The organism is Levilinea saccharolytica, assembly GCF_001306035.1.
Classification (GTDB): Bacteria; Chloroflexota; Anaerolineae; order Anaerolineales; family Anaerolineaceae; genus Levilinea; species Levilinea saccharolytica.
Map to the genome: position 1 here is coordinate 40,138 of NZ_LGCM01000027.1, position 15,702 is coordinate 55,839.

Genomic DNA, 15,702 nt, shown 5'->3' on the forward strand with positions numbered 1-15,702 from the left:
CTCATGATGACGACTCTTTCCCCCCTCGAACAAATTCTGTCCCGCTGGCAAAATGAGCCTGGGATCGCTGCCAATATTGTCGAAACCCGAGAAATTCCAGCCAGAGAGGCCGTATTCGGGGAGCTGTTCGAGGACATCCACCCCGGCCTGAAGCGCGTTCTTGAATCCTCCGGGATCACCCGAATCTACAGTCACCAGGCCGCCGCGTTTGAGGCCGCATCTGCCGGTCAAAACGTGGTTATGTCTACAGGAACCGCCAGCGGGAAATCGTTGGGTTATCAGCTGCCGGTGCTAAACACCTTGCTGAATGATCCTGCTGCCAGAGCCTTATTCTTGTTTCCGACCAAAGCTCTGGGTAATGATCAGGTGCGGAGCATCACAGCTCTTTTACAGATGCTTAACCCCATCAGCGGAACCGTCCCCATTCACGCGGCCGCTTACGATGGGGATACCCCGGCCTCGCAGCGCTCGTCTATTCGTGCTCAGGCGCGTATATTGCTTACAAACCCCGATATGCTGCATATCGGTATCCTTCCTCACCACACGAACTGGGCGGAATTCTTTCGAAGCCTGCGTTATGTGGTCATTGATGAAATCCATATCTATCGCGGCGTTTTTGGCGCACATTTAGCCAATTTGGTGCGCCGCCTGAAGCGCGTCTGCCAGTTTTACGGCGCATTCCCCACCTTCATCATGACCTCCGCCACCATCTCGAACCCGCGGGAACACGCCGAGCATCTTGTGGAATCCCCGGTGACGCTCATTGACCAGGACGGTTCCCCCGCTGGACGGCGCTTCTTCCTGATCTACAATCCGCCGGTCATCCACCCCGATTTGGGGCTGCGGCGCTCCGCGGCCGCCGAGAGTGTGCGTTTGGCCCAGGATTTGTGGGCGGCCAAGATGCAAACCCTCATTTTTGTCCGTTCGCGCCGGGCGGTGGAAATTTTGCTGCGCGATCTGCGTGATAAAACCAATTCCAACGATGTTCAAGGGTACCGCAGCGGCTATCTCCCCCAAGAGAGGCGGGCGATTGAAGACGGCCTGAAGCAGGGTGAGGTTCGTCTGGCGGTATCCACCAACGCCCTCGAATTGGGTGTGGATATCGGTGGGATGAACGCGGTGATCCTGGTCGGTTATCCGGGCAGCATCGCCACGATCCGCCAACAAGCTGGGCGGGCCGGGCGGCGGCTGGGCGACGCCCTGGCGGTGTTGGTGGCTTCCGCCGCCCCGCTGGATCAATACCTGGCTCGCCATCCCGAATATGTGCTGGAACGATCGCCTGAACACGCTCTATTAAACGCCGATAATCTGGTGATCCTCCTTCAACACCTGCGCTGCGCGGCCTTTGAGCTGTCCTTTCAAGAAGGGGAAAAATTTGGAGCTGTTCCTATGGATGTGCTGCAAGGTCTGATGGAATTTCTTGCGGCAGATCGCCAGGTTCATCATTCAAATCAACGCTACTTCTGGATCAGCGATCAATATCCTGCTAACTCCGTTTCTTTGCGCACTGCTTCGGCTTCTCCCTTTCGCCTGCTTTCTACCCAAGACCCTCTCCGCATGGAAACGATCGGTGAAGTGGATGAAGCCAGCGCGAACTGGATGGTGCATCCCGGCGCCGTCTACCTGCATGCCGGCCGCAGCTACCAGGTGGAAGCCCTGGATTTTGAACAGCATCAGGCTCGCCTCCGTCCTGTGGAACTGGACTACTTCACCGAACCCATCCGAAAAACCACTGTGCAGAAAATTTCTACCCTCAAAGAAGAAGAAGTCCCCGGCGGGATCAAGGGATACGGCGAATTGTTGGTGACTACCCAGGTGGTTGGTTATCGTGAGATCCAGTGGTTCACCCGTGAAACCCTGCGCATGGTGGACCTGGAAATGCCGGCCACCCAGCTGCGCACCGTGGGGTATTGGGTTTACTTGAACGAGGCCAGCCTGGAACAGCTGAAGCGGAGCGGCTTTTGGCGCAGCGACCCGATCCAATATGGGCCAAATTGGGAGCGGCAGCGCCAACTCGCACGCCAGAGGGATCGTTACACCTGTCAAGCCTGCGGCGCGGCTGAAGGAAGAAGCCCCCATCATGTGCACCATAAAACCCCCTTCCGTATGTTTACATCGGCTGCAGAAGCCAACCGACTGGAGAATTTGATCACCCTCTGTCCAGCCTGTCACCGGCAAGCCGAGGCGCAGGTTCGCGTCCGCAGCGGGCTGGCAGGCCTGAGCTATCTCATGCGCCAAATCGCGCCCCTGATTCTGATGTGCGATTTGAGCGACATTGAGACCCATGTGGATCATGAATCCGTCTTTTCTGAAACCTGTCCCGCTGTGGTTCTCTACGACCAGATTCCAGACGGTATCGGCCTGAGTGAAAGCGCGTATCAGGAGCATCTGCTGTTGATGGCGCAGTGCCGTGATCAGCTCGTCCATTGCGGCTGCCCAGACGGCTGCCCGGGTTGTGTGGGCCCATCTCCAGAAAATGGGTTCGGCGGCAAGCCCGAAACCCTGGCCATGCTCAACCAACTGGTTCCTTTCGAGGATCAAAATTGATGGAATCGCTCTTTGATCGCCTGAAATCATTAGGGGTACAGGTAGGTGCAAAGGAGACACCTGCCCGGCTTCCAGAAGAAGAATCTAGAGAATTTCCCATTCAGGAAGTAGTTCCCGGCGAAGATGTGCTCACCCCGTTTGGGCCGGTGTTTGTCAGCCGTAAGCTCTACGGGCCGGAAACCCTTCAGGGTTCTGTGCCGTTGTGCGAATTTCGTGAAGTTGAGATCCTGGCGGAATGGAACCGCACACCAGAACTTAAAGATCTCCATCCCCATTCCTATCTCTTTCTGGACGCCGAAACCAGCGGGTTATCTGGCGGCGCAGGAACTTTTGCGTTCCTGGTAGGTATTGGCTTTCTATCCCCTCAGGGATTTGAACTTCACCAGATCTTCTTGCGCGACCCAGGGATGGAAGCCGCATTCCTGGCCTATATCGAACAGTTGGCTGCGCGATTTAAAGTGATTGTTTCCTTCAACGGAAAAGCTTTTGATATTCCGCTGCTCAACACACGCTTCACTTTATACGGCTTTCAAAATGTTTTTTCGGAACACGTCCACGTCGATCTGCTTCAGTTGGCCCGCCGACTGTGGCGAGACCGACTTCCCAGCCGCCGATTGGGCAGCCTGGAGAATGAAATCCTGGGGCTGGAGCGCACTGCCGAAGAAGTCCCCGGTTGGATGGTCCCCGAGCTATACATTGATTATCTGGACCATCAGGACGCTCGCCCGCTGCAAGGCGTTTTTTATCACAACGACATGGACATTGTCTCGATGGCGGCACTTTTTCACCTCTGCGCGGATATTTTGGCTCAACCTAACTCGTCTCGCTCCCTTCCCGGCCTCGATCGAGCTGCTCTGGCACGGCTGTATGAGGACCTGGGGCGCATTCCTCAGGCGTTGAATTTATATGAAAGCGCTTTGCAGCAAGGCGATCTGCCGCCAATCCATTTTGCGCAGACCCTTCATCGCTACGCCCGAATTTTCAAACGACGCGGGGATTGGCAAACCGCCGCCGACCTATGGAGCCGCGCCGCCGACCTCGGGGATGCCGAAGCCTGCATCGAATTGGCAAAATACTGTGAACACCAGCTTAGGCACCCTGGCGAGGCCATTATTTGGACGCAACGGGCGCTGCAAGCCGGCATTCCAACTCATTGGACCCCTGCCCAATGCCGCGATTTTGACAGCGAGATTCATAAGCGGCTTGCCCGCCTGAAACGCCTGCTCGCTCCGTGATAGAATAAATGTATGGCTCAATCTGATTCAATTCGTTGGGATGAGCGCTACCGTGAAGCGCAGTATGATCATCCCCTTCCGCCGCGCCGGCTTCTGGTCGAAAATGCGTCGCTGCTGCCCAAAGGGGGGCGCGCGTTAGATATCGCCGCCGGCACAGGCAGAAACGCGTGCTTTCTGGCGCAGCGGGGCTTTCAGGTGATCGGCGTGGATGTTTCCTGGCAGGCCATTCACCGCGCTGCTCGGTTTTCTCCTGCTGCGCATTGGGTGCTGGCTGATCTGGAACATTTCTCCGTTCCTGAATGTGCGTTTGATGTGATCCTGAATTTTTATTATTTGCAAAGGAACCTTTGGCCTGTCTTTTGCCGGGCGCTGCGTCCGGGTGGACTGCTATTTCTGGAAACCTTAACTCAAGACATGCGCTTGCACCGGCCTGACCTTCAGGACTGTAATTTGCTAGCCGCCGGTGAATTAGCAAATGCTTTTCAGCAAATGGAGACCCTATATCATTTTGAGGGCTGGGTTGAATCGGATCATGGAAAACAAAAAGCTGTGGCGAGTTTGATCGCACGGCAGCCTACATAAGGATGACGGCTATGGAAGATTTGTACGAAGTCGTTTATCACGCCGAAGGGCGTTTGGAAGCCTCAATGATCCGTCTCTATCTTGAATCATTCGGCATTCGCGCTTTGGCTTCTCAGGAAAGCGTCGGCTTGACCTACGGACTCACGGTTGGGCCGTTAGGGGTGTCCAAGATCTACGTGCCCCGTGAAAGCGCGCCGGACGCTCGCAGAATCCTCATGGAACTGGACGAGAAGATGGGCGTTTCAGCTTTGCTGACCAACAGCCTGCGAGCCCTTCAACAAGAAAAGCGAAAGCCTCTGCGCGCCCCGCAAAACCACGCAAAAGGCCTTCGCCCTTATTATGCGAAACGGGTTCGCTACTAAACGAACAGCTGTTCCAGGCTTTCTTTCAAAACGATCTGAAAGGCCTCCATCAAGGCCTTTGTTTGCTCGCCAGGGCGGCCGTCCCCAATGACATGCTGATCCACCTGCACCACCGGTAAAATCGCCCGACTGGCGCTGGTGATAAATGCCTCTTCTACCTGGGGGATTTGCCGGAGCGGGAGGGGTTCTAAATGAATGTTGATGCCCAGATTCCGGGCCGCCTCAAACACCATCAGGCGGGTAATCCCAGATAAGACTCCCTCTTCCGCGGTCCAAATTTCGCCGTTTTGGATGGCAAAGAAATTACTGCTCAATCCCTCCAGGATAAATCCCTGGGGATCCACCATGAGGATTTCTTCCACCTTTTGCTCAGATGCCTGTACAGTCTGCTGTGCGGTATGCAGAAAAGCTGTCAATTTAGCTTTGGGATTGCTGCGCTGCATTTTTCGGGTGAGGGTGTGAACCCCGCGTTCATAGGCTTCTGGCGGCGGGGTTTTCAACGGCTCCAGGCTGATATACACATCTCCGACATGCTTCGTTAAGTCCAATGTCAGACGAATTCTGGCCTCGCCGTGCGGATAGCGCTGCACAGCCAGGGACAATGCTTGCCGCAAAACCGCCTCGTCCATCGGCACCGGTCTTGAAAGGGTAAGCAGTGCGGTTTCTTGCAGGCGGCGAAAATGTTCGTCAAGTTTCGGAACCCAGGCTTTCTGGTACGTTCTGAAGGTCGTATAGGCTCCTTCGGGCAAAACACCCGAAGCTTGATTCAAACCAATCACGGAATCAGGAAGAGAGATTGCCAATAAAAGCGGGTCACCGCCAAAATTCACCCTCCAAACCGCTGTGTCATTCATTCAGGCACTTCTCCATGATCGAAAGATCGAGGTTTCTCGCGGGCGTAATCTTCACGCGTATCCACATCCCGCAAGATCGAATCGGAATCCGTTTCAAAATACAGGATTTGATGGGCGTGGGCAGACAGGAATTCTCGCATGGTTACGCTGGACGGCAGGCCAGCGATTACATCCCAAAACCCACGAGCGATCACCCAGGGGTGTCCGCGGCGCATCTGGTAACTGGGAACCACCAAAAGGGGCTGCTTTTCTTGATACACATCCATCAGTCTTCTCACCGTGTCCAGTTCCATCTGCGGTTGGTCCCCCAGGGCCACCAGACAGGCGCTGACGTCGGCCGGCATGGCGGCCAGCCCCACCTGGAACGTGGTCAGCATGGATTCATTTTCAAACTGCGGGTTTTTCACACAGACTGCCGGATGCCCGTAAAGGGTTTCTAAAATTTCGGTATGCGCTCCCCCGGTGACAACCACAATTGGACTGGCCCCGGCTTCATGCAGCACACCGACCACATGCGAAATTACCGTTTGCCCCTCACCCCACGGCAAAATCAGCTTGGGTTCGCCCATGCGTCGAGAGAGGCCCGCCGCCAGGATGACTGCTCCGATCCGATTCATGATCATTCAGGCGATTTTGGCCCGCAGCGCTGGCCGGCTTAAGATGGCTTCTAACACACCCCCGCCCACCGCCAGGGATTTATCAGACACCATATAGCAATACCGTGGTTCGCCTCGCGGATCCAGGTCGCCAATCTTCATTCCCGCTTCTACTGGCAATCCGCTCATCAGGATCCCGCGCAGCACGCCGAACCACGGTGCTGTCACCTCATGCCCCGCGACGCGCGCGATCAGCTCGCCCTTCTGGATCACGCTCCCAATGGCTGGAATGACTTCGATCTCGCCGTCTGCTGGTGAACGCAGCACGCGGTCCGCCTCGTGATTCAGCACCGCTTCGGGTATACGCGTATCATTTTGCGCCTGCCCTTGCCAGTAAACCCGCCCCATGCAGTGCCCGCGGTTAGTTTCTACGACCGCATGACAGTCTTGCCCAGCGGTGAATCCTGGGCCAATGCCGATCACAAGAGCGGCAGCATCCAGGCCAGTCTCCGGCGGCCGCTTCAGCATCCGGCAGTCCACCAATACATCCGGCTGATAGGCAGACAGACAGGTCAAATCGGGGTCCACCAATACAGCCACATCTCCCTGTTGATGAACCACCTCGGCCTCGTCCACTGCGTGAATGAGCTGTCCGCTGACACCTTCAACATCAATATTCTTTTGATAAACTGCCTGACCAAAAGAAACCAATCGTCTCACCATCACCGGAGCTGACAGCTCCGTGACAAGAACCCTAGCTCCGGCACGATACAAACGTAAGGCAATTCCGCTGGCAAGGTCCCCGCCGCCGCGGATCAATACTTTAATGCTCACATTGCGCCTTCCTCTAAACGTTATTTGCCTTGCTGCAAGCCTTCCAAAACGCGTTCTGGGGTTAGCGGAAAACGGTCAAACCACACACCAGTCGCCGCATGCAGCGCCGCGGTAATGGCTGGAACCAGCGGTAAGAACGGCATTTCGCCCATCCCGCGCGCACCCCACGGGCCAATCGGGTCAGGGTGTTCCATAATGACAGACTGCACCTGATCGGGAATGTCCAACACAGTGGGGATCAGATACGTGGAAAGCGTTTTGGTGATAACCTCTCCATTTTGCTGGATGAAGTTTTCCAAAATTGCGTACCCTGCAGCCTGAACCACGGCCCCTTCAATCTGTCCCTGCACCAGGCGCGGGTTGATCGCCTTCCCCACGTCATCTGCACAAATTACATTCAGCAAACGGATCTGGCCGGTTTCAACGTCAACCTCAATATCCACCGCCTCAGCCACATAGCCATAAGAGAAATTCGGTTCCGATTTGCCGGTCTCCGGATCGTAAGGTGTGGTTTTCGGCGGTCGGTATTGGAAAGTAGCCCGCGCGGGGCGCTCCTCATTTATCCACTTCTGCAGTGCCTCCTGCGCTGCGCCGCGAATGGCGTTTCCGGCCATGAAGGTCATCCGTGAGGCAGAGACACTCCCCGAATTTTCGGTCACAGCCGTATCAGAAGCCACCAGCCGTACCCGAGTCAAGGGCAGCCCCAGGGCTTCTGCCGCCATTTGCAGGAAGACGGTGTGAGCGCCCTGCCCAACCTCAGCGCCGGCATGGTACAAGACCGCCTCTTCCACTTTGTCTTTCCCATGCAGCTCAATGGTCGCCCAACAATTTTCAGGCGCACCAAATGAGAAGCCCACATTCTTGAACGCGCAGGCAAACCCGCGACCTCGTTTTTTATGCGCAGAGGATATTTGTACGGGCTTTTTATTTTCAGGCAAAACATAATTCGCATCTTCCAGCTGCCAGCCTGCTTCTTGGGCGCAGGCTTCCACAACTGCCTGGATGCTGACACCTTTTGGCAGCGGTGTCCCCACAGACAGCAGCGAACCTTCCTGCAGCAGATTGCGGCGCCGAATTTCCACCGGATCCATCCCCAGCGCCTCAGCCAGTTTGTTCATCTGTGATTCCGCCGCAAAAGCCCCCTGCGGGCCGCCAAAGCCTCGGAAAGCACCATTGGGAATGGAATTGGTGTAAATTGCGTACGAATCCACGCGCACATTTGGAATTTCATAAGGACCGGTGCACATCAGCGTAGCGTTTCCAAGCACCTTGGTGGAAGTGTAAATATACGCCCCGCCGTCAGCGTACACATCCACATCCGCCGCAATGATTTTCCCCTCGCGGGTCGCTCCCCAACGTGTGCGGATGTGGTACGGGTGGCGTTTATGATGCCCAAACATTGATTCTTCGCGGGTCCACACAATTTTCACTGGACGGTGAATACCGCGTTCGCTCAGGCGCAGGACTGCTAAACCCAAAACAATCTGCACCGACATATCTTCACGCCCGCCAAATGCACCGCCAATCGCAGGGTAAATCACGCGCACCCGTTCGAGCGGCAGGTTCAGCGCATGGGCGATCTGTTCTTGATCCTCATGTGTCCACTGTCCGGCCACCACTACCGTGACGCGCCCTTCCTCGTCCATATACCCCAGCCCCGCTTCAGGTTGCAAGAAAACATGTTCTTGGGCGGGCGTATCATAAACACCTTCAACTACGACATAGGCTTCCTTGAGTGCCGCTTCAGCATCCCCTTTGCGGATGCGGTAATGGCCAAACACATTCGACCCGCGGTCTGGGTGCAGCAAAAAAGCGTCTGGTTTCATCGCCGCCAGAGGGTCTGTGACAATTGGGAGATCTTCATATTCGACATGGATCGCGTCGCGAGCCTGTGCTGCAATGGCTTCCGTTTCCGCCACAATCACCGCCACCTGGTCGCCCACAAACCGCACCCGGTCGGTAAAAGGTTTGCTGGCTCCGGGGCCGCATAGCACCGGCTGATCCGCAACGATCAAGCCGTATTCATTAACTGGCACATCTTTGGCAGTCAAGACCGCCAGCACCCCGGGCATCTGCTCAGCCAGGCTGGTGTCAATTCGTTTCACAATCGCATGCGGCCGGTGGCTGAACAGGATCTTCATATGAACCTGCCCATCCATCTGAATATCGCCAGGGTAAAGCGCTTCTCCGCGAACTTTGCTGACTGCATCCACCCGCTGTATAATCTTACCCACAACCTCTGTCATCGCTGCAAAGCCTCCTGAACTCACCCTTACAGATCATCATCCCGTCTCAGGTTACCGTTTATAGCGTTTCCCGCGGTACTGCACCGGGGGTACGTCGTACGGCCCATACCGTGGGGGAGCAAATATCTGGTAAAGCGCAAACGAAAACAGCGAAAAAACCGCGAAGAGCAGGAACATGAGCACTAGCGTCAGGCCGGCCTTGATGTAAAAATAGGGTTCGATGATCGGCGAAATCATATCCGGCGTGATTCGAAGCCAATGATATTGCTTGTTCAGATCAAACAACACCAATGCTCCAAAGTAAGACAAAATGGGGATCAAGACAATCAGAGCGAACCCCACCCCACGCCAGATGGGATGAATTTCTCTGGTTTTGGGTTGTTGGTCTGGCCGACCGGTGTACGAGCTGTATTTTCCCATTCTTACCCTCGCTGAGCCGCCTTATCAATCGCCTGAATGATCTTGTAATACCCCGTGCATCGGCACAAATTGCCGGTAATTCCCTGCTGAATTTCTTCCAATGTTGGATGCGGACGTTCTTCCAGCAGTTTGACCGCAGACATCACAAAACCGGGCGTGCAGTAACCGCATTGAACCGCATCCTCGGTGACAAAGGCCTCCTGAACGGGGTGCAGCGAATCCGCTTCGGAGATACCCTCAATCGTGCGGATATCCGCGCCGTGGGCACGTCCCGCCGGAACCAGGCAGCCCATCACCGCGATCCCATCCAGATACAAGGTGCACGCCCCGCACTCTCCTTCGCCGCAGCCTTCTTTGGAACCAATTAAACCTGCATCCTCGCGCAGTAAATGAAGCAGTGTTTTTTCGTAACCGCTTGCGAAAGAATACCGTTGGCCGTTAATGGTCGTTTCAATCGGCTGAGTGCCGTCAAATTGGACCATCTGTTCCAGGTGGCTGGGCACGTTGACCGGTTTTCCCCACAGTAAAACTGGTGATTCCGGCAGGTTTGCATGCTCTGTATGGTTGTGGATCGCTTCCAACGCCCGTTTGGTAATTAGTCGGGCCATATGGCTGCGGTACACCGCCGAACTGCGCAAATCGTTAATCGGCTTCGCAGCTTCTCTTGCCAGTTCTCCCGCCTGCTCAATAACCTCTGAACTCAGCGCTTTTCCAACCAGGAATTGCTCGGCTTTCACAGCATGGATGATCACCGGCGCGACTGCGCCCAGAGTGATCACCGCTTTTTGAACGATCCCGCCCTCCAGGCTTAATACCACCGCCACATTGACCAAAGAAATGGCCTGCGCACGTCGCAGTGCAAATTTGATGAACATTCCGCGCTGGCCGGAGCGCATGGCGGGGAAGAAAATGTCCACTACCATCTCATCTGAGCGCATCACCGTCTTGCGCACACCCGTATAGAAATCCGCCAGATCTACCACACGTTCCCCAGTCGCAGAACGTAAACACAATTTTGCGCCCAACGCCATCAAGGGAGAAATTGTATCGTTGGCAGGTGAGGCCGTAATCAAGTTACCGGCCACCGTCCCCCGATTTCGAATTTGTGGAGATCCCACTTCCCAGGCCGCCAGCGCCAGCGGCAGCGCGTATTCCTGGATCAGCTTGGAACCCACGCAGTGGTTGTGTGTGACCAGCGGCCCCATGTGGATCAGCCCATCTTCATCCATCTGGATGACATCCAGACCCGGAATGCGGGAAACATCCACGAGCGTTTCAATTCCTTTGCGCTGTCCGCGTTCTAACTCTAAAACTAAATCGGTGCCCCCCGCAATAATGCGTGCCTTTTCACCCTCACGCGCAAGGATATCGAGGACTTCTTCAATAGTTGTTGCGTTGATGTAGTTTTTCCACATAGCTCCTCCACACCACTTATTGTTTCATGCTTTTCCCAGTGCCGCCATTTTGCACCATGATTATCTCTGCGAGAATACTCACTGCAATTTCTTCGGGAGTCTCGGCTTTCAATTCCAACCCAATCGGTGAATGTACCCTGTCCAGCTCCGCCTCAGTAATATCGGTTGATTCTAATATTCCTTTGCGTGTGGTAATCCACCGCCGCCGGGACCCAATTACGCCGATATACCCAACCGGCTGCCGCAGCAGGGCAGGCAGCCCCTCAATGTCCACATTTGAACCACGCGTGGTAAGCAGTAAGTACGTAAAGCGGTTCATTTCAATGTGCTGCGGAATCTCCTGCATGGGAACACTCAGATACAAATCCACATCCGGGTTTTCTTCCGGTGTACAGAGCTCAGGGCGGTCGTCTGAAATTACCACACGGAAATCCAACCATTTGGCCAGATGAGCAACCGCCTTCCCCACATGTCCGGCGCCCACGATGACCACCACCGGCTTGGGAAGAATAGGTTCAACGAAGATATCCAACTGCCCTCCGCAAATTCCGGGGTCGCCTGCTTGTGGGTTTGACATATTGTAGTGTAACACACGGTTCTTGCCGTCTTCAAGAGCTGCTTGTGCCTCTTGTAAAACGCGGTTTTCCACTTCTCCGCCGCCCACCGTGCCAATGAAACTCCCATCGGGGTACACCAACATCTTGCTTCCCGCGTGCCGCGGCGTGGAGCCGTGTGTGTTCATGATGGTACAAACCACACCGGCTCCACCTCGTTTTTCCAGTTCAGCTAAAGCTTGATAAATCGATTCCATCTCTACCTTATTCTTTATTCTGCATCGCCAGCCACACCCGCTCTGGCGTCACAGGGTTAATATCCACATTCGCGCCGCAGGCGTCCAACACTGCATTGCCCACAGCCGGCGCCACCCCGTCCAGGGGGATTTCTGCTACGGCTTTCACGCCAAAGGGATGCGACGGCTCAAAGGTTTGAATGAACAGCGTGGACAAATCCGGCATTTCATCGGCCCGGAAAATGTGGTAATCCACCAGATCACGTTCCAACGCCGCGCCTTTTTCGTCATAAAGCATTTCTTCGCATACTGCGTAGCCCAAAGCCTGGGTCATACCGCCTTCTACCTGCCCAGAAGCGGTGATGGGGTTCACGATCACGCCGGAATCAACCGCCATCAGCAGTTTGTCCACCGTAACCTGCCCCGTCTCAAGGTCTACCGTCACCTCGGCAAATTGCGCAGCAAACGGCGGCGGAGAAACCGGTGAGACGTAGGAGCCAATCCCCATGATTTGTTCTTGATCCTTGTGGTGCAGGGAATCGTGACCAACCTCTGACAATGTCACAAACCGCTTATCCGGAGCCATTGCCTTGCGGTCTTCCAACAAAATATCTTCCGGTCGAACCGTGGGCCCATCCCCGCGATCATTCAACATGCGCGCCGCACGAATCTTGATCCGTTCCGCCGCCTGTTCCGCAGCCCGTACCGCCGCTGCCCCAGATATATAGGTCGTGCTGGAGGCGTATGCACCCTTATCAAAGGGGGTAAAGTCGGTGTCGGAGGAATAGACGATCATATCCTCAACTGGAACGCCCAGCACTTCGGCCGCCATCTGTGCCAACACAGTATCAGAGCCGGTGCCCAGGTCAGTCGCCCCAATCAACAGGTTAAACGAGCCGTCATCATTCATCTTGATGCTCGCCCCGCCCATGTCCAGATACGGGATGGCCGTTCCCTGCATTACCATCGCCACGCCAATCCCGCGGCGCAAGTGGGGTTTCCCCGGCACCATATGCCATTCCGGATTCCCAAATTTCGAATCCCAGCCCATTTCGGCACGCCCCTGGCGCACACAATCTTCAAGCCCCACTGTATGGATGATTTCAGGGTTAGGTTCGCGGCCTTCGCTCCATGCGGTACTGAAGGGATGCAGTTCTCCAGGGCGAATGGCGTTCTTCAGACGGAATTCCAAAGGATCTAATCCCAACTCGCGGGCGATCTTTTCCATGTGCCGCTCGACCGCCCAATATCCTTGGGGAACGCCGTATCCGCGAAACGCTCCCGCTGGCGGATGATTGGTGTACACAATATCCGCGTGGAAACGGATGTTCGGGGATTCACGATACGGCCCATCGCCCACATATAAAGCCATGGATTTATGGCCGGTATTGCCCGTCACCGTTAAAGCGTGACAGCCGTAAGCGCCCGTATCGCTGAGGGCGATCATTTCGTTCGCGGTGAGGGTGCCGTCCTTCTTAACGCCGGTCTTCATATGAATCCGCATGGGGTGGCGCGAGCGGGAGGCGGTGAATTCCTCTTCACGCGTATACTCAAACAAGACCGGCCGGCCAGTTGCAATGGTTAAATGCGCCGCCACATCTTCGATGAGCACTTCTTGCTTTCCGCCAAAACCGCCGCCAATGCGCGGTTTGATCACCCGGATTCGTTTTACAGGCAAACCCAATACCGGTGCTAGCATCCGGCGCACATGGAAGGGCACCTGCGTGCTGGTTCGGATCACCAGGCGGTCATCCTCATCCCAATAGGTGACCACCACATGCGGTTCAATGTGAGCCTGCTGAACTTTGGGGACCTCATACTCTCCTTCGAAGATGAAATCCGCCTCTGCAAAACCCTTATCCACATTCCCGATATCAATATGAATTTCTGCCGCCAGGTTCCGTTTCGGATCAGAATCAGCAAAATTGACATATTCCGGCTCATCATGCAAAATCACCGCGCCGGGCTTCATGGCGTCCGCTGGGTCCAGCAGTAACGGCAGTTCTTCGTATTCAACTTCAATCAGCTTCAAGGCCTCATAAGCAATCTCAGCCGTTTCAGCAGCCACAAAGGCTACCCGATCACCCACAAAGCGCACTTTCTTATCCAGAGAGAACATATCCAGCGGCCCAGGGATCGGGTCCGACTGGCCGGCAGTGGAATAAACCACCCGTGGCAGATCCTCCCATGTCAGCACAGCCGCCACCCCAGGCAACGCCCGTGCTTTGGACACATCAATTTTCTTGATGTTGGCATGCGCCACTGGGCTGTGTAAAACCTTAGCGACCAACATCCCCCGCATTTCCATATCCGCGGTGAACGCTGGCTTACCCTGGACAAGTTTGATTGCGTCAACCTTGATGTCTGGCTGGCCAATACGTTGGTATGGCTTCATGCCAGAGGAATCCGTCCAGATTTGCGGCATGATGCGCGTCTGGGTTTCAAGACCTCCGCCAGCCGGCTCTTCCGGTTCACGATTCTCAACAGGATGGAGAGGATCGCCGCTATCCGGCATCGGCGCATTGGAAGGGTACAGCGGTTCCACTGGTTCGCCGCGCAAAACCGCCGCCGCGCGTTGTACCGCCTGTACTGGCTTTAAATAACCCGTACAGCGGCACAAAACGCCCGAGAGGACATCCCGAATTTGTTCATCGGTGGGATTCTTCTCCTTTTCAAGCAGCGAGCGCGCCGCCAGCACCATCGCTGGGGTGCAGTAACCGCATTGCACAGCGCCGACCTCAATAAATGCCTGCTGGATCGCATCCAGACCGCTGGTCTGCTTCCATCCTTTTCCTTCGCGTTCACCCACATTCTGCACGGTCTGAATGGTGTGCCCTTCTGCTTGTGCCGCCAGCATACCGCATGAATTGACCGGCTTCCCGTCTAGTAGCACAGTACAGGCTCCACACTCACCGTTATCACATCCCCCAAACTTCACTTCAAAAAATCCAGCATTCCGCATGAACGTCAGAAGGGTCGTATTGGCAGGGGCCTCTTGTTCGATGCTTTTCCCGTTAATGTTCAGTGTGAGCTTCATCACTTCACCTCCACATCCCGCAAGCAGCGGGCTGTCAGCGTGGTTATTTCGTGTTCAATGAATTCTACAGAATATCTCGATGTAAAATAATGGCTACACGCATTAACAGCAGTTTCAATCGCTCCGCTGCTGTCCGTACCGTCCAGGACCAACACCACCCGCTCCATCAATCGTCCGCCGATCACGATCCGCGTCCGCCCCGACGGCCATCTCGCCGCAGATGCCATGACCAGGGCCACATCTGCCGGGCTTCTCCCCACCGCATGATACGCAGCTCGTGCATTCAACGGCAGGGTAATTTGCGTCATCAACGCCCCGAACGGCAGATCTGCTTTTTTCGTCGCCAGCCAATCGCCCAGGCTGATTTCTTTCCCACCCGGTTCCCAGGTTAATTGCGCGTCTAGCGCCAAACACACCGCCGCAAATGGGCTGTGACCTCCCCCGCTGACCAATGTCCCTCCGGCAGTGGCCATCTGCCTCAAATTGTGGCTAGCCTCAGCCCGGATAACGTCCACCAAAACAGCCGGAGACTGTGGATCTTCAAGCAGCCCTTGCAGCTTCACACCGGCCCCAATTTTCAAGTTCTGCCCTTCAACCCGGGTCGCGTGCAGGGGCAGCGCCTGGATGTCAACCACCGCAATAGACTGCTTACGGTATCGGCTCAGACTTGTGCCGCCGCCTAACGGGACCGTTGGTGGCGCACTTCGACCCAACAGTGATAGAGCTTCTTCCATTGTGTGAGGGCGGTGATATTCAATAATCATTTTTCACTCTCCTTGTCGGG

Annotated in this window: 13 protein-coding genes; 4 read left to right on the plus strand and 9 right to left on the minus strand. The window is 55.4% G+C overall.

Translation table 11 applies throughout. The features are described 5' to 3' along the window. Window positions 1-3 precede the first annotated feature (3 nt). The 4 genes from ADN01_RS06280 to ADN01_RS06295 are packed head-to-tail and all read left to right on the plus strand — an operon-like array spanning window position 4 to window position 4,726. A complete protein-coding gene (locus ADN01_RS06280; protein ID WP_062418439.1) occupies window positions 4-2,547 on the plus strand; it encodes a DEAD/DEAH box helicase in 2,544 nt (847 codons plus the stop codon). Next, on the plus strand, window positions 2,547-3,782 hold the full coding sequence (locus ADN01_RS06285; protein ID WP_082142800.1) for a ribonuclease H-like domain-containing protein: 1,236 nt from the start codon (window positions 2,547-2,549) through the stop codon (window positions 3,780-3,782). Before ADN01_RS06280 ends, ADN01_RS06285 begins: the two co-directional genes overlap by 1 nt. A 12-nt stretch (window positions 3,783-3,794) precedes the next feature. Beyond that, window positions 3,795-4,364, plus strand: a complete 570-nt coding sequence (locus tag ADN01_RS06290) for a class I SAM-dependent methyltransferase (protein ID WP_062418441.1) — start codon at window positions 3,795-3,797, stop codon at window positions 4,362-4,364. Between the two features lie 11 nt (window positions 4,365-4,375). Then, window positions 4,376-4,726: a putative signal transducing protein gene (locus ADN01_RS06295; RefSeq protein ID WP_062418442.1), complete on the plus strand. Its 351-nt coding sequence runs from the start codon at window positions 4,376-4,378 to the stop codon at window positions 4,724-4,726. Here ADN01_RS06295 and ADN01_RS06300 read toward each other — a convergent pair. From ADN01_RS06300 to ADN01_RS06340, 9 genes are read right to left on the minus strand one after another with little or no spacing between them, the layout of a single operon-like run. Further along, window positions 4,723-5,580: an aminotransferase class IV gene (locus ADN01_RS06300; protein WP_062418443.1), complete on the minus strand. Its 858-nt coding sequence runs from the start codon at window positions 5,578-5,580 to the stop codon at window positions 4,723-4,725. The genes ADN01_RS06295 and ADN01_RS06300 overlap by 4 nt on opposite strands. Next, window positions 5,577-6,203, minus strand: coding sequence for a nucleotidyltransferase family protein (locus tag ADN01_RS06305; RefSeq protein ID WP_075071018.1), 627 nt, complete (start codon window positions 6,201-6,203; stop codon window positions 5,577-5,579). The genes ADN01_RS06300 and ADN01_RS06305 overlap by 4 nt, the downstream gene beginning before the upstream one ends. Further along, a complete protein-coding gene (gene yqeB / locus ADN01_RS06310; RefSeq protein ID WP_201778647.1) occupies window positions 6,204-7,010 on the minus strand; it encodes a selenium-dependent molybdenum cofactor biosynthesis protein YqeB in 807 nt (268 codons plus the stop codon). It lies immediately after the preceding gene. 20 nt (window positions 7,011-7,030) lie between these two features. Then, the gene (locus tag ADN01_RS06315; protein ID WP_062418446.1) at window positions 7,031-9,256 is read right to left on the minus strand and encodes a xanthine dehydrogenase family protein molybdopterin-binding subunit; all 2,226 of its coding nucleotides are present in this window, start codon (window positions 9,254-9,256) and stop codon (window positions 7,031-7,033) included. A gap of 51 nt (window positions 9,257-9,307) precedes the next feature. Beyond that, complete coding sequence (locus ADN01_RS06320) at window positions 9,308-9,676, minus strand: hypothetical protein (protein WP_062418447.1); 369 nt, start codon at window positions 9,674-9,676, stop codon at window positions 9,308-9,310. A gap of 2 nt (window positions 9,677-9,678) precedes the next feature. Continuing rightward, window positions 9,679-11,091: an FAD binding domain-containing protein gene (locus ADN01_RS06325; RefSeq protein WP_075071019.1), complete on the minus strand. Its 1,413-nt coding sequence runs from the start codon at window positions 11,089-11,091 to the stop codon at window positions 9,679-9,681. Between the two features lie 16 nt (window positions 11,092-11,107). Beyond that, window positions 11,108-11,902: an XdhC family protein gene (locus tag ADN01_RS06330; protein WP_082142801.1), complete on the minus strand. Its 795-nt coding sequence runs from the start codon at window positions 11,900-11,902 to the stop codon at window positions 11,108-11,110. Between the two features lie 7 nt (window positions 11,903-11,909). Further along, the gene (locus ADN01_RS06335) at window positions 11,910-14,918 is read right to left on the minus strand and encodes a molybdopterin-dependent oxidoreductase (RefSeq protein ID WP_062418449.1); all 3,009 of its coding nucleotides are present in this window, start codon (window positions 14,916-14,918) and stop codon (window positions 11,910-11,912) included. Next, window positions 14,918-15,682 (minus strand): FAD binding domain-containing protein, encoded by a 765-nt coding sequence (locus ADN01_RS06340; protein WP_062418450.1) that lies wholly within the window; start codon window positions 15,680-15,682, stop codon window positions 14,918-14,920. Before ADN01_RS06340 ends, ADN01_RS06335 begins: the two co-directional genes overlap by 1 nt. Window positions 15,683-15,702: the final 20 nt, after the last annotated feature.

Excerpts from the sequence above, each read along its gene's own strand:
- ADN01_RS06280 (WP_062418439.1), top strand. The coding sequence starts at position 4 with ATGATGACGACTCTTTCCCCCCTCGAACAAATTCTGTCCCGCTGGCAA.
- ADN01_RS06285 (WP_082142800.1), top strand. The coding sequence starts at position 2,547 with ATGGAATCGCTCTTTGATCGCCTGAAATCATTAGGGGTACAGGTAGGT.
- ADN01_RS06290 (WP_062418441.1), top strand. The coding sequence starts at position 3,795 with ATGGCTCAATCTGATTCAATTCGTTGGGATGAGCGCTACCGTGAAGCG.
- ADN01_RS06295 (WP_062418442.1), top strand. The coding sequence starts at position 4,376 with ATGGAAGATTTGTACGAAGTCGTTTATCACGCCGAAGGGCGTTTGGAA.
- ADN01_RS06300 (WP_062418443.1), bottom strand. The coding sequence starts at position 5,580 with ATGAATGACACAGCGGTTTGGAGGGTGAATTTTGGCGGTGACCCGCTT.
- ADN01_RS06305 (WP_075071018.1), bottom strand. The coding sequence starts at position 6,203 with ATGATCATGAATCGGATCGGAGCAGTCATCCTGGCGGCGGGCCTCTCT.
- ADN01_RS06315 (WP_062418446.1), bottom strand. The coding sequence starts at position 9,256 with ATGACAGAGGTTGTGGGTAAGATTATACAGCGGGTGGATGCAGTCAGC.
- ADN01_RS06320 (WP_062418447.1), bottom strand. The coding sequence starts at position 9,676 with ATGGGAAAATACAGCTCGTACACCGGTCGGCCAGACCAACAACCCAAA.
- ADN01_RS06325 (WP_075071019.1), bottom strand. The coding sequence starts at position 11,091 with ATGTGGAAAAACTACATCAACGCAACAACTATTGAAGAAGTCCTCGAT.
- ADN01_RS06330 (WP_082142801.1), bottom strand. The coding sequence starts at position 11,902 with ATGGAATCGATTTATCAAGCTTTAGCTGAACTGGAAAAACGAGGTGGA.
- ADN01_RS06335 (WP_062418449.1), bottom strand. The coding sequence starts at position 14,918 with ATGAAGCTCACACTGAACATTAACGGGAAAAGCATCGAACAAGAGGCC.
- ADN01_RS06340 (WP_062418450.1), bottom strand. The coding sequence starts at position 15,682 with ATGATTATTGAATATCACCGCCCTCACACAATGGAAGAAGCTCTATCA.